This is a genomic window from Pseudoalteromonas sp. P1-13-1a, from assembly GCF_001401875.1.
In the GTDB taxonomy this organism is placed as follows: domain Bacteria; phylum Pseudomonadota; class Gammaproteobacteria; order Enterobacterales; family Alteromonadaceae; genus Pseudoalteromonas.
In genome coordinates this window covers 290,880-304,836 of record NZ_LKDV01000001.1, presented here as the reverse complement: position 1 = coordinate 304,836, position 13,957 = coordinate 290,880, and the positions used below count along the sequence as shown (strand labels likewise).

General features: G+C 39.2%; 16 protein-coding genes. All 16 read left to right on the top strand.

What is annotated here, in order from left to right; translation table 11 throughout:
• Window positions 1-13 precede the first annotated feature (13 nt).
• The gene (locus tag AN391_RS01435; protein ID WP_055013731.1) at window positions 14-739 is read left to right on the top strand and encodes a beta-ketoacyl synthase chain length factor; all 726 of its coding nucleotides are present in this window, start codon (window positions 14-16) and stop codon (window positions 737-739) included.
• Complete coding sequence (locus tag AN391_RS01430) at window positions 736-1,512, top strand: 1-acyl-sn-glycerol-3-phosphate acyltransferase (RefSeq protein WP_235576462.1); 777 nt, start codon at window positions 736-738, stop codon at window positions 1,510-1,512. Before AN391_RS01435 ends, AN391_RS01430 begins: the two co-directional genes overlap by 4 nt.
• Window positions 1,505-1,762 carry a phosphopantetheine-binding protein gene (locus AN391_RS01425; RefSeq protein ID WP_055013729.1) on the top strand — a complete coding sequence of 86 codons (258 nt, stop codon included), beginning with the start codon at window positions 1,505-1,507 and terminating at the stop codon, window positions 1,760-1,762. The genes AN391_RS01430 and AN391_RS01425 overlap by 8 nt, the downstream gene beginning before the upstream one ends.
• A gap of 51 nt (window positions 1,763-1,813) precedes the next feature.
• Entirely contained in the window at window positions 1,814-2,068 is a 255-nt protein-coding gene (locus AN391_RS01420; protein WP_055013855.1) for an acyl carrier protein, read from the top strand.
• Window positions 2,068-2,634 carry a hypothetical protein gene (locus AN391_RS01415; RefSeq protein WP_055013728.1) on the top strand — a complete coding sequence of 189 codons (567 nt, stop codon included), beginning with the start codon at window positions 2,068-2,070 and terminating at the stop codon, window positions 2,632-2,634. The genes AN391_RS01420 and AN391_RS01415 overlap by 1 nt, the downstream gene beginning before the upstream one ends.
• The gene (locus AN391_RS01410) at window positions 2,618-3,958 is read left to right on the top strand and encodes an AMP-binding protein (RefSeq protein WP_055013727.1); all 1,341 of its coding nucleotides are present in this window, start codon (window positions 2,618-2,620) and stop codon (window positions 3,956-3,958) included. Before AN391_RS01415 ends, AN391_RS01410 begins: the two co-directional genes overlap by 17 nt.
• Entirely contained in the window at window positions 3,951-4,307 is a 357-nt protein-coding gene (locus AN391_RS01405; protein ID WP_055013726.1) for an acyl-CoA synthetase, read from the top strand. The genes AN391_RS01410 and AN391_RS01405 overlap by 8 nt, the downstream gene beginning before the upstream one ends.
• Window positions 4,308-4,319: 12 nt before the next feature.
• Window positions 4,320-5,057, top strand: a complete 738-nt coding sequence (locus tag AN391_RS01400) for a glycosyltransferase family 2 protein (protein ID WP_055013725.1) — start codon at window positions 4,320-4,322, stop codon at window positions 5,055-5,057.
• Window positions 5,058-5,072: 15 nt separating this feature from the next.
• Window positions 5,073-6,062 carry a hypothetical protein gene (locus tag AN391_RS01395; RefSeq protein ID WP_055013724.1) on the top strand — a complete coding sequence of 330 codons (990 nt, stop codon included), beginning with the start codon at window positions 5,073-5,075 and terminating at the stop codon, window positions 6,060-6,062.
• A 20-nt stretch (window positions 6,063-6,082) separates the two neighbouring features.
• The gene (gene hutH / locus AN391_RS01390) at window positions 6,083-7,633 is read left to right on the top strand and encodes a histidine ammonia-lyase (RefSeq protein WP_055013723.1); all 1,551 of its coding nucleotides are present in this window, start codon (window positions 6,083-6,085) and stop codon (window positions 7,631-7,633) included.
• A 14-nt stretch (window positions 7,634-7,647) separates the two neighbouring features.
• Window positions 7,648-8,076, top strand: coding sequence for a thioesterase family protein (locus AN391_RS01385; RefSeq protein WP_055013722.1), 429 nt, complete (start codon window positions 7,648-7,650; stop codon window positions 8,074-8,076).
• Window positions 8,066-8,650, top strand: a complete 585-nt coding sequence (locus AN391_RS01380; RefSeq protein WP_055013721.1) for an outer membrane lipoprotein carrier protein LolA — start codon at window positions 8,066-8,068, stop codon at window positions 8,648-8,650. Before AN391_RS01385 ends, AN391_RS01380 begins: the two co-directional genes overlap by 11 nt.
• Window positions 8,628-10,955, top strand: a complete 2,328-nt coding sequence (locus AN391_RS01375) for an MMPL family transporter (protein WP_055013720.1) — start codon at window positions 8,628-8,630, stop codon at window positions 10,953-10,955. The genes AN391_RS01380 and AN391_RS01375 overlap by 23 nt, the downstream gene beginning before the upstream one ends.
• Window positions 10,955-12,220 carry an NAD(P)/FAD-dependent oxidoreductase gene (locus AN391_RS01370; protein WP_055013719.1) on the top strand — a complete coding sequence of 422 codons (1,266 nt, stop codon included), beginning with the start codon at window positions 10,955-10,957 and terminating at the stop codon, window positions 12,218-12,220. The genes AN391_RS01375 and AN391_RS01370 overlap by 1 nt, the downstream gene beginning before the upstream one ends.
• A gap of 74 nt (window positions 12,221-12,294) precedes the next feature.
• Window positions 12,295-12,783: a DUF3261 domain-containing protein gene (locus tag AN391_RS01365; protein WP_161804100.1), complete on the top strand. Its 489-nt coding sequence runs from the start codon at window positions 12,295-12,297 to the stop codon at window positions 12,781-12,783.
• 1 nt (window position 12,784) lies between these two features.
• Window positions 12,785-13,954, top strand: a complete 1,170-nt coding sequence (locus AN391_RS01360; protein WP_055013717.1) for a beta-ketoacyl-[acyl-carrier-protein] synthase family protein — start codon at window positions 12,785-12,787, stop codon at window positions 13,952-13,954.
• Window positions 13,955-13,957: the final 3 nt, after the last annotated feature.

The window sequence follows — 13,957 nt, the reverse complement described above, 5'->3', positions numbered from 1 at the left end:
AGGGATTGTTACGTTGAAATTTGCTGTAAAAAAATGTGTTGCTTGGGGCGACGGTAAAGCTAGTACCGAGGATTGGTATGCGTTTGCTAATAATCGTAGTTTAAACACCCAAACGTTAACTCTTCCTGAATTGAAACAAATGCCAGCTATGCAGCGCAGGCGTCTTAGTCCGTTTGCTAAAATTACGCTGCATTGCGCACTTGCTGCCTGTGAATCATATGAAAAAACAGTACCTAGCGTATTTTCATCTCGCCATGGGGATTTACACAAAACAAGCAAATTAATTGCTGATGTAGCAAGTAAAGAGGCACTGTCTCCAACCCATTTTGGTTTATCTGTTCATAACGCTGTAGGTGGTTTATTTAGCATCTTTACCGGTAATAAAGCGCCTTTGTCTGCTGTGTCAGCTGGCGAAGACAGTTTTTTTATGGGCTTGGTTGATGCGGTCTCAAAATTACATGCTTACAATTACGACCGTATTTTATACGTCTATAGTGACTTAGCAGTACCAGAACACTATCAAGCTTATGTGCAACAACAAGCTGATAATCTAGCTATTGGTTTGTTAATTGAAAAAAGCACGGGACAAAATGGATTTAATCTTGAATTTGAAGTGAATGAGAAAGCTTCAGAGTTAGGGCAGCTTCAGGGTTTTGACTTTTTGCGTTTTTATTTTTCGACTTCGGAGCAACTGACAGTTGAATCAAAACGCTATCAATGGCAGTTAAGCCGCGCATGAAAGCCACACTAGTTAAAATATACCGCGTAATTGCCACGGGCAGTGCGTTTGCCTTATTTAGCGGTGGCGGCTTGGTTTTATCTATGTTGGTATTTTCTATCCAGCGTTTACTTTATGCTGATATCAATGAAAGGAATCAAGCTGCGCGTACCTCTGTACATTATTCATTTAAGTTTTTTGTCGGTTATATGCGTCTAGTTGGTATTTTACGAATTGATCTTGATAAGTTAGATGCAATAAAAAATGCTAAAGGGCAGTTAATGATTGCTAATCATCCTTCTTTGATAGATGTAGTGGTCTTAATTTCAATTGTCAGAAATGCTGATTGCGTCGTTAAAGCTGACCTTTGGAAAAATCCATTTTTAAAAGGTGTGGTCAAGGCGACAGGTTATATTAACAATGATGCTGACCCTGAATACTTTTTAAATCAGTGTCAGCAAAGTTTTGCCCGCGGTAATAACTTAATTGTATTCCCAGAGGGCACGAGAAGTGTCCCTGGCCAGCCATGGAAATTTAAACGGGGCGTGGCAAACATTGCGCTTCGTACTGAAGTAGATATGTTACCGATTTTGATAAATGTATCCCCAGTTACACTGACTAAAGGGCAGAAGTGGTATCAGGTGACTGACCGTCGCTTTACCTTTAAAATGCGCGTGTTACCGGTTTATGAAATAGAACCTTATCTAGAAGGTGGCCATGTAACGAACACTGTAAGGCAACTAACCCGCGATTTACAAGCTTATTTTAACGAGGAAAAATTAAAACATGAGTAATTTAAGCACTGAAATAAAACAACTAATCATTGAAACTCTTGATCTTGAAGATATTGAAGCATCAGACATCAACGACGAAGAAGCCTTATTCGTTGATGGTTTAGGCCTTGATTCTATTGACGCTCTTGAATTAGGCGTTGCGATAAAAAAAGCTTATGACGTAAAAATTGATGGTAATACCGACGACAGTAAAAAGCATTTTTACTCGGTTAAAACTTTGTGTAATTTTATTGCCTCTACACGGGCATAATAAACTGCAGCGACTCTGCATTGTTTGGAAGTAACTATGAGTAATGAAAACATGAATAATGGCGATAAAATTTTTGCAATGCTAAGCGAAATCCTAGAGCAGGATTTTGAAATAGATGCAGAAGATATTACCTACAGCGCGAATCTATACGAAGACCTTGATTTAGACAGCATTGATGCGGTTGATTTGGTTGTTAAATTACGTGAGCAAACTGGTAAAAAAATCGAGCCAAATGATTTTAAACAAGTTCGGACAGTGCAAGACGTCATTGATGCAGTTGAAAAACTGATGACAGAGGACGCTTAATGAACAAAGCTGTGCTAGTTGGGTTACTTTTTTTATATCCACTAGCCGTGTACTTTGGCTTACAGTTTAGTGAGCCAGCATTAATTGCAGCACTGTTTATTGGAGTACTCATAGCGCGATACTGGTTAACAAAAGGCAGTAAAGTTAATCTCGCACACATTAAAATAGTAACTATCAGTGGTTTAGCTTTATTAAGTTTTGCGACTTTTGCTAACTCCGAATTGGCACTGAAGTTTTACCCGGTGGTAATAAGTAGCTGCTTTTTAGTTGTATTTGCTTATTCACTTTATAAGCCACCTAGTTTTGTTGAAGTAATTGCCAGTAAATTCGAAACGATTGACGAGTACGGCAAGCATTACACCCGTATAGTAACAAAAGTATGGTGTGTATTTTTTATCATTAATGGATTGATTGCGACAGCAACTATATATCACCCAGATCCATTGGTTTGGCTAACCTATAACGGTTTTATTTCCTATGTGTTAATGGGGATATTAATGGCCGTAGAATTTATAATAAGAAAATTGAAAAAGGCAAAAAATAAATCAAATGAAATGGCCGACTAACAAGACCTACTTTTATTGTCAAAAGCACGACTTTAGCATTTGGCAACAGCAAGTACATGCCCATGCAGAGTTGTATACTGCGCGTGATGAGCAAACTTGGCTTTTATTTGATATCGACAGTTACCAGTTTAGCGTTTTATTTTTTGCATTATTAGCCGCAAAAAAATCCATCGTATTGCCACAGAATGGCCAACCAGAACAACTTGCACAGTGTTTAGTGCAAGCTGAGGCATTCACTGGCGTAGCCGATAATACCTGCGCAGATGTGGCTTTCAATAAATACATTCGTGTTGAGAATATGGTAAATACTGCTATTGAGGTTGATGTGAACGCCGCGATCCGATTTTTCACCTCTGGTTCGAGTGGGCAACCAAAAGCGATTGATAAAACCTTTTCTCAGTTGTTGTTTGAAGTTAAAGAGTTGGAGCAGCAATTTGCTGAACAAATGCAACAAGCCATGATGGTTGCGACGGTGTCGCATCAGCATATTTATGGCTTATTATTTAAGGTTTTGTGGCCACTGTATAGTGGGCGCGATGTCTGTTTTAGTAGCTTTGATTACCCAGAACATTTACTGCACTTTATCAATCAACAAAGTGACGCGCATGACTTTGTTGTGATCAGCAGCCCAGCTTACTACCATCGATTAGTACAAGACAATGTCCTTGTTGCTATTAAGCATAAAATACATTGCTTATTTTCATCCGGTGGTCCACTAAAGCCAGCCGCTGCGATGCAGTTGGCGAGCCAACTTGGAAATGCGCCAATAGAAGTGTTAGGTAGTACAGAAACAGGTGGTATTGCTTGGCGGAATCAAAGTACCCATAGTCACTGGCGGGCTTTTTCAGCAATAAAGCTTAAGCTCGATGAATTACAGAGGCTTATTATTTCATCTCCTTATGTTGATAATGGTCAATGGTATCAAACTGATGATTGCGTACAGTTATTGACAAACAATCAGTTTAATTTATTAGGGCGTGCAGACCGTATCGTCAAAATAGAAGAAAAGCGTTGTTCACTCGACGAAATAAGCCTCAGAGCAAACCAGTCAGATTGGGTTATAGATAGTTATGTTTTTCTATTGCAGCACCATGAAAGTGATGGCAAGCGAGATGAAATTGCCGCTGTATTAGTGTTAACAGAGCAAGGTGAGCAGGCATTAGAACAGCTTGGGAAATTTAAGTTTTCGCAAGCTTTGAAAACGCATTTAAAAGCATTTTTCGAACCCTTAGTGATACCTAGAAAGTATCGTTATTTAAATGAGTTACCTTATAACTCACAGGGTAAACTTAATAAAGCGCAGTTGGAGAAATTGTTTGACTGATTTTGTATATAAACCGGATTGTCATCTGATTGAGCAAAGTGAAGAACATGTATTGCTAAAATTAAAGATCCCTGAAAATCTCTATTATTTCCAAGGCCATTTTCCGCAGGTAGCTATTCTACCCGGTGTAGTACAACTTGATTGGGTGATGCATTACTTAAACAAATACTTGGCGGTTGATACTAGTAAAGCTGTATCTATCGATGCGCTAAAATTTCAAATTATTGTAAAACCTAATTATGAAATTGAACTGTGCTTGAAGCAAGTAAAAGCAAATAAATTTAGTTTTAGTTATAGCTCTACACAAGGTCAGCATGCCTCAGGAAAAGTGGTCCTTACAGATGAATAAAGCGAACCAGATATGAGTAGCAAATACGGGTTTGTGATCCCAAATTACAATCATCATATAGTTATTCACGATACCATTGCGGCTTTAGTTAGTTTTAACTTACCTATTATCTTGGTCGATGATGGAAGTAACCAACAAACTCAAACAGTGTTAGAGAATGTAGAACGTGAATTTGCTCTGGTTACACTGGTGCGTAGAACACAAAATGGGGGCAAAGGCGCAGCTGTACAAACCGGTTTAAAACACGCTTCTGAAGCTGGCTGGAGTCATGCTATACAAGTGGATGCCGATGGTCAGCACGACTTAAATGATGTAGAGCAATTAATTGCGTGCTCTAAACTTGCTCCTACAGCATTGGTCAGTGGCCAGCCTGTTTATGACGACTCAATATCAAAAGGGCGTTATTATGGTCGCTTTATCACTCATTTCTGGGTCTATATTGAAACGCTTTCCTTTAAAATTAAAGACACTATGTGTGGCTTTCGAGTCTATCCGTTGGCTGCTTACATGCGGTTAATTAATAACTCGCGCTTAGGGAAGAAGATGGATTTTGATATTGAGGTCATGGTAAAGCTTTATTGGCAGGGCACACCCGTTGAGTTCATTAAAACTAAAGTTTTGTACCCAGAAAATGGTGTGTCTCACTTTAATGTATGGGAGGATAACGTCTTAATATCAAAAATGCATACGCGCTTATTTTTTGGTATGTTGGCCCGTTTACCTTGGCTTATCGCGAATAAATTTAAATAGGAAGTTAAAAATACAGTGTCAGATAACAACAAAACACCGCAGCCTCACAACGACAATACCTTTCATTGGTCACAACTAAAAGAGCGTGGTTCTATGTTCGGTATCGAAGTGCTTGTGTTTATTTATAAAGTATTTGGCAAATGGTTATTTAAAGTCGTCTTAACACCAGTGATGTTTTACTTTTACATTACAGGGCGTTTATCACGACATGCAATTTGGCATTATTTAGACAATTTAAACACCAGTATGGGTGAGCAAAAGCGGGTAGGTTTAGCACGCTTTAAGCAAGGTTTTAAACTGTATTTTTCATTTGGTATGGCAATACTCGATAAATTTGATGCTTGGCTTGGTAAGGTCAATATTGAAGATATCGAGATTGCAACTCCAGGCGCTTATCAAGAATTAGTGCAAGCAAAAGGGTCAGTCATTTTCAGTGCACATTTAGGTAATATGGAAATATGCCGCGCAATTTTTAGTATGGGTGATAATAAGCGTCCACTCAATGTCATCACCTATAATGAGCATACTCCATCATTCAATAATTTTTTAAAGAAAGTAAACCAAGAAGCAGCGATTAATTTTATTCATATCAACAACTTTGGTCCTGATGACACAATTAAACTAAAACAAAAAATTGATGATGGCGAATCGATTGTTATCTTTGCAGATAGAACTTCCGTAAATAATCCCACAAGTGTTCATCAAGCACCGTTTTTAGGTGAAGATGCTCCTTTTGCCGTCGGCCCATTCGCCCTTGCGAATATAATGGAATGTCCTGTATTTTTAATGTTTTGTATTAATGAGCATGGACACTATAGAACCTATATTGAGAAGTTTGCCGACCCCATTAAAGTAAAACGTAAAGAGCGCCAAGCACATTTTCAATCAATGGCAACAAGATTTGCAGAGCGTTTAGAGTTCTATTGCAAAAAAGCGCCTTATCAGTGGTACAATTTTTTTAACTTCTGGCAAAAGGCCAGCGACAAAGATTCTAAGCCTAGCTAAATATCTGGAGACAGTAGTAAATGGAAAACAATAAATCAACACACCTTTTATTTGGCGCAGGCCGTTTAACGATTGAAGATATTATTAGTGTTGTAAAAGAAGATCGTACTGTAGCGCTATCTGGTGATAGCAAGTTTGCTGAAAAAATCGATTCAGCAGTGACCTTCTTAAACAAGCTTTTAGCTGAAGAAGGCCATATCTATGGTGTCACTACAGGCTATGGTGACTCGTGTACTGTAGAAATACCGTTAGCATTAGTAAATGAACTACCTGTGCACCTTACGCGCTTCCATGGGTGTGGATTGGGTGACTACTTTACTCCTGAACAAGGTAAATTGATTTTAGCTAGCCGCTTAGCGTCATTATCGCAGGGGTATTCAGGTGTCAGCTGGGATTTACTAAAACTACTTGTTGAAATGATCAATCGCGATATTATCCCAGTGATCCCACAAGAAGGTTCAGTGGGGGCAAGTGGTGACTTAACGCCGCTTTCTTACGTGGCAGGAAGCTTAATTGGTGAGCGCGACACTTATTATAAAGATAAAGTTGTTAACTCATTAGCGGCCTTTAAAGAAGAGGGCCTTGAGCCTATCACCTTACGCCCAAAAGAAGGCTTAGCAATAATGAATGGTACTGCGGTAATGACGGCACTTGCTTGTCAGGCTTATGACCGCAGCGAATATGCAAGCCGTTTAATGACACGTATTACTGCTCTTGCAAGTATTGCACTGAAGGGTAATAGCAATCACTTTGATGATATTTTATTCAGTGTTAAACCGCATCCGGGGCAGCAAAATGTAGCAAAGCGCATTCAAACTGATTTAAATCATGTAGAACATCCACGTAATTCACATCGTTTACAAGATCGTTATTCAATCCGTTGTGCACCTCATGTTATTGGTGTTTTAGAAGATAGCCTACCGTGGCTGAGAAACATGATTGAAAACGAGCTTAATAGTGCAAACGATAACCCGATTATCGATGGTGTGGGTGAGCATGTGTTACATGGTGGTCATTTTTACGGTGGTCACATTGCTATGGCAATGGATTCGATGAAAAACTGTGTGGCTAACTTAGCTGATTTAGCGGACCGCCAAATAGCCACGTTGGTCGATGTAAAAATGAGTCATGGTTTACCATCAAATTTAAGCGCTGCTTCTAGTGAGCGTCGTTTCATCAATCATGGCTTTAAAGCAATTCAAATTGGTTGCTCTGCATGGACTGCAGAGGCATTAAAACTAACTATGCCTGCTAGTGTTTTTTCTCGTTCGACTGAGTGTCATAATCAAGATAAAGTAAGTATGGGTACAATTGCAGCCCGTGATTGTTTACGTATTTTACAACTTACTGAACAAGTTTTAGCTGCAACTTTACTTGCTGCAGTTCAAGGGGTGCGTATCCGTATTTTAAATAATGAAATAGATGCAGATTCACTTAACCCAGAAATCACTGCCATGATTGATGATGTTACTAGTTTCTTTGAGCTACTAGAAGAAGATCGTCCAACTGATAAATTATTACGCCAAACCATTGAGTATATTCAAACTCAACGTTGGTCGCTTTATCAATAACGCTAAGGGCTAAAATGAAAAAATCCAACGCTATTGTAACTGCCTATGTTGATATGGTGGTCCCATTTTATGATTTAGATCCGATGAGAATTGTCTGGCATGGTAACTATGTAAAATATATAGAAGATGCACGTTGCGCACTACTAGATAGAATTGGTTATAACTACAATGCGATGGAAGAGTCAGGCTATATGTGGCCGATTGTTGATATGCGATTAAAGTATGTTGCATCGGCTGTATTTGGTTCGAATATACGTATTCATGCTAGCTTGGTTGAATTCGAAACACGAATCAAAATTGACTATAAAATTGAATGTTTAGACAGCCAGAAAGTATTAACTAAAGGCTATACCATTCAAGTTGCCCTAGATTTAAAAGAACAAGAATTGCAATTTGAATCGCCTACGGTATTAACTGATAAAGTACGTGCCTATGTTAAATAAATTTAGCAAAACAATTTGGTTTTTAATTATATTGCTGGTTTGTGGTACTACTGAGTGTTTAGCGCAAAATGATTTTAGTCAGTTTGAAATTAAACAAGGCAAAGGGGAGTTTAGCCAAGCAAAACATTTCAGCTTTTTAAAGCGAGCGATAAAATCTCAAGGTGAATTTGTTATTTTTAATCAACAAATTTATTGGCACACTTTTTGGCCCGTGAAAAGTGAGCTACTGGTTTTAGCTGATGGAATTTACCGCCGAAATGAAGCAGAGAAAGACTACCAAGTATTGACGCAAGATAAACAAATAAACCAGTTGTTAGCCAAGTTATTAAGTGGTCAAATTCAGAGCTCAGATTGGCAAATAACTACTGTAGAGCAAAAGCGTTGCTATCAATTAGTGCCAACCTTAACTGAAGTTGGACAGATGTTTAAGCAAGTTAAATTGTGCCGAGATAGTGATAGTCAACGCGAGATAGTGATAACCGATCAGCAAAATAATAAAACGCATATAACGATGAACATAACAAGTAAGGAGCTTGGTCAAGGTGACATGGATGCCGTTAAGCTCACGCACTAAGTTTGTTATTTGGTGTATACAGTTTGCTGTTCTATTAGCTGGCTTAGTATATTTATGGCTATTTAAGTCATTTTCGATTGTTGCTGATCTCAACCAAATATTTACCGTAGAACAAGATCCAGAAATACAACTTGTTACTGAACAATTAGAACGGCAACAATTACGCCAACACCTTTTATTAGTTGGTCATCAAGATAAAGCAACGGCTACCAAATATGCTCAGAGCGCGGCCCAGTCATTAAGTGAAATTACAGGCATTGCTGTTAAAGTAAAATTTGATGCTTTACCCCAACTTGATTCAATTGTAAGTGATTATATTAATTTTCCGCACGCTTTTATCAGTAAGCAATATCGAAGCCTGTTGCAAGCCAATGATAGTCAACGCTTATTTAACTACCAATTTAATCTCCTTAATGAAATGGCATCCCCTTGGGTGGCTGCTACTTTACAAAGCGATAAAACACTAGCACTTGCTGACTTTTTTAATCAGCAAAGCTTACCTACAGCAAAACTTAAAAATCATGATGGGTTTTTAATTACGACTAAAAACGGACCTCAAGGTTACACTCGCTATTATGTGCTCGTAAACTTTATGAGTAATGGCACGGGGCTAGATTTAAATGTCGCGAAAAAGATTGCACAAAATGTAGCTTCCCTTAAACAACAGGCGTTAAAAAACAATACTGGTGTGGATTACTTGGCTACAGGGGCTGCCTTTTTTACCTCGAGCGCAAGTTCAAGTGCACAAAGCGAAATGGCATTATTTGGGGCTATTTCAGTATTAGCGACGTTGTTACTGATCATGATAACTTATCGCAGTGTTTTGAGTGTATTTTGCACGTTATTAGTCGTATCAATCAGTATGATTTATGGCTACACAGCACTGCGGTTATTGTTTACTGAGGTCAATGTCTTAACTCTTGTATTTGCCGTGACATTGATTGGTATAGCAGCCGATTACAGTTTTCACGCCCTGAGCGAATTACGTTTTTCTGAAACTGACACGGCTAACCCGTTACACAAAATACGTAGTTCGTTATTATTAGGTTTTTTAACAACGACTGCCGGTTATTTAATTCTGGTGTTTACCCCATTGATATTATTTAGACAGATTGCGGTTTTCACTATGGCGGGGCTGCTTGGAGCATTGTTGTGTGTTTTATTACTCTACCCTAGTTTAGTTATATTAAAAGCTAAAAGCGCTATGCGTGTACCTAACTTTATTAATAGCTTGCATAACTTACAACAAAATTGGCTTAATAATAAGCTGGCGTTGCGTTGGCAAGTGCTCTTTATCATTGTTGCATTGTTTAGCTTAACGTTATTAAATAATGATGACGATCCTCGACATTTCTACGAAACATCTCACGATTTACTCACTCAGCAACAAACAATCAGCGATTTACTCGCAACGCAGTGGGACAGCCCATATTTATTGGTTGCAGGTAACAGCGAGCAACAGGTGCTTATACAGATGGAGCAACTTTTACCTCAACTTGAACAGCTAAAGGTAAATAAAGAGGTTGTGGCGTATGCCAGTATCAGCCAATGGTTGCCTTCAATATCAATGCAAAAGAACAATCAACAATTGCTTAGTCGTTCAGAAAATCGTGGAGATTTTACACAACTGAACATGGTGCTCGGCGTGAGTGCAGAAAAGCGGGCGTTAGGTGATTTTCAACAGCTTACTTTTTCAGCGTGGCAAAACACGCGTATAGCGGCCTTTTTTTCTGACCAATGGTTACAATTAGAAGATCGTTATTACAGTGTTATAAAGTTAAAGAGCCTCCAAAATGCTAGTACGGTTAAAGCCCTAGCTAACACTCATGTTGATGTTTTTTTTATCGATAAAGTCGCTGATATTAGCGAGCAAATAGGGCAGTTTAGACAACAGCTGATTTTTATTTATGCCTTAGCTCTAGTTGCGGCCATGGCAATATTTTGGCTACGCTATGATTTCTTAAATGCATTTGTAGCAGTGACTCGTCCGCTCATTGCAGTTCTAGTTGCACTCATATTAAGTACATGTTTTTATGGCAGCTTAACAGTATTTAACTACGTAGCAGGGATACTTATTTTAGCCCTTGGTTTAGACTACTGTGTTTTTTATGCAGAGCATGGATTGTGTAAAAAAATTACGCTGACAACCTGTGTGTCAGCGTTAAGTTCATTGTTTGTGTTTGCAATATTAATTGTTAGCTCAACGCCTGCAGTGAGCCAATTTGGTTTTACTGTATTTATTGGTGTGGTTGTGGTGTTTTTGCTTGCGCCGCGCCTTGCTTTAGTATCGAAAAGGAACATTTAATGACATCAACTGATTATGATGTAACTATCATAGGCGCAGGCCCTTCAGGGACGGTAGCTGCGTGTTTGCTAATGCAGCATGGTTTAAGCGTGTGCCTTGTTGAACGGGATCAATTTCCACGTTTTTCAATAGGTGAAAGTTTATTGCCGCAATCAATGGAATTTTTAAGTAAAGCTAATATGCTTGATACGCTGTTAGATAATGCTGATACTCTTGGGTTTCAATTCAAAAATGGTGCTGCATTTTATCGCAGTGGCCATCATACAAACTTTAACTTTGAAGAAAAGTTCAGTGACGGGCCCGGTACAACATACCAGGTTAAGCGAGCCGAGTTTGATCACTTATTAGCGCAAGAAGCTATTAAGCAAGGGGCCCAAATCCTCTTTGGCCAGCAAGTAACTAATTTTAAAAGTGGCAAAAATGCTAGTTATTTAAGTGTTGTTGATTTAAAAACGAAACAGGAAAGCACCATTTCAGCTAAATTCACTTTAGATGGTAGTGGTTTTGGCCGTGTATTGCCGCGTTTACTGGGTTTAGAAGAGACAAGTGAACTCACTCCACGTAAGGCGGTATTTACACACTTTAAAGATAACATTGAGAACAGCCAGTTTGATCGTAATAAGATACTGATCACCGTACATCCTACAATGCCAGATGTATGGTACTGGGCTATTCCTTTTAGCGATAGCACAATTAGTGTGGGAGTTGTTGGTGAAACAGCACAAATCACAAGAGCAGACCAAACACTAGAACAAACACTTTTAGATTTTATAAATGCGGATGATAACCTAAGTGCTTTATTAACTGATGCACAAATTATTGCGCCAGTACGCACCATTGGTGGCTACTCAGCTAATGTAAAAGCGTTACACGGTGATAAGTTTGCATTACTAGGTAATGCTGGTGAGTTCTTAGACCCAGTATTTTCATCTGGCGTCACTATTGCGTTAAAGTCGGCTGTTCAAGCGTCTGATTTGGTCGTTAAACAGCTTCAAGGAGAAGCTGTTGATTGGCAAGTTCAGTATGAAGAGCCACTGCGTGAAGGCATCGAAGTATTTAAATACTTTGTCAATTCATGGTATGACACGAGTTTACAGTCGGTAATATTTTTTGCTGATGGTCAACCTGATGTTAAAGCTATGGTGTGCTCAATTTTAGCGGGCTATGCTTGGGATAAAAGCAATCCATTTGTTAAAAATACTGAGCGAGGGCTAAAGATTTTAGAGCAAATCTGTGAGTCAGGTAATAATGATAGCGTTGCTTAACGATGTTGCTTATACGCTTAATTAGACAAGCCCTGTTGCCATTATGTGTGCTACTTTTAGCTGGTTGCCAACAAATGATGGTTCATCAAGTTGCAACACCAATGTTTAATTTTATGCCAGTACCTAAGCAACTGAATGAACAAGGTTGGCTTGAAAAATTTCAATTCTCAGGCTTTGTTGATCAATCAATGTTGGTATCAACTGAGTTTGCAACATCGTCAATTAAAGTTGCAGCTCTTACTTTTGAAGGGGTGCCGTTGACACAGCTGCAATTTGATACGCAAACTCATCAACTGATAACCTCAAATACGCTAGGTGTTGAGCTTGATGGCAAAAAAATTATTTACGATATGCAAAGTGCATTTTGGCCGTTGGCAATGCTTGAGCAAAACATGCGCGATAATAATCGAGTGATTGAACTCGATAACGCGTCACTTCGAACACGGCAGTTTTATCGCAATGACACATTAGTAAGAGAAATCACGTATAACGGCGTTATGACTCTACTGACAGAGTATGAGCAAAATTACCGCCTGAAAATAGAACGATTAGAAGAATATTAATATGCAACAACCGCTATTTATTAGCCACTATGCCATGGTTAATCCGTTAGGATGTGACAATAAAACAATTAAACGTAACTTATTAGCAGGTAATCAAGACGGCATTATTGTTAATAATGAGCTACTTAATGAAGGACCAACTCATGTTGGCGCGGTGCAAGCTGACTTGCCTTCATTAGCACAATATCCTCGTGAGTTTCATACTCGCAATAATCAATTAGCTGCTTTAGCGCTAGATCAGTTAGTGGCCCCAGTTAATGAATTAAAACAGCAATATGGCCAACAGCGAATAGCAGTAGTTGTAGGCACCAGTACCTCAGGTATAGCGCAAGGTGAACAAGCTATGGTACAACATTTAGAGCAAGGAGAGTTTGCTTCTAATTATCATTATCAACAGCAAGAGATGGGTAATTTATCGCAGTTTGTGAGTGTGTACTTAGGCGTGCAGGGACCGAGCATGACCTTATCAACGGCTTGCTCTTCTAGTGCCAAAGCATTTGCTACCGCGCAAGAATTAATTGCAGCCGACCTTGCTGATATTGCGATTGTCGGAGGCGTAGATAGCTTATGCGGTATGACGGTCAATGGGTTTACCGCATTGGCGTCAACTTCTGCTGGTATTAGTAATCCCTCAAGTAAGAACCGAGATGGTATCAATTTAGGTGAAGCCGCGGCATTATGCATCGTTGAAAAGCAAGGTACAATTAAGTTGCTTGGTGTGGGTGAATCTAGCGATGCCCATCACATGTCTGCCCCGCATCCAAAAGGCGAAGGTGCGGTTGCTGCTATGCGAGCTGCGTTGTCTCGAGCGGGCTATAAGCCCAGTGATGTCGATTATGTGAATTTGCATGGTACTGCCACTCCTAAAAATGATGAAATGGAAGCTATTGCAGTGGCTGAAGTGTTTGGTACAAATATACCCTGTAGTTCTTCTAAAGGCATGATAGGGCATACATTAGGCGCAGCGGGTGCCACTGAAATAGGTTTATGCTGGTTGTTACTCGGCGAGAATGAGCTAGCACCTCATATTTGGGATGGCGAAGCTGATCCTGGATTGCCTAGCATCAACTTTGTGCCATTAGGGGCGAAGAGCGAAACAAAAATTAAAACATGCCTGTCAAACTCATTTGCTTTTGGCGGCAATAACGTTAGTGTATTAATCGGATTATAAGAG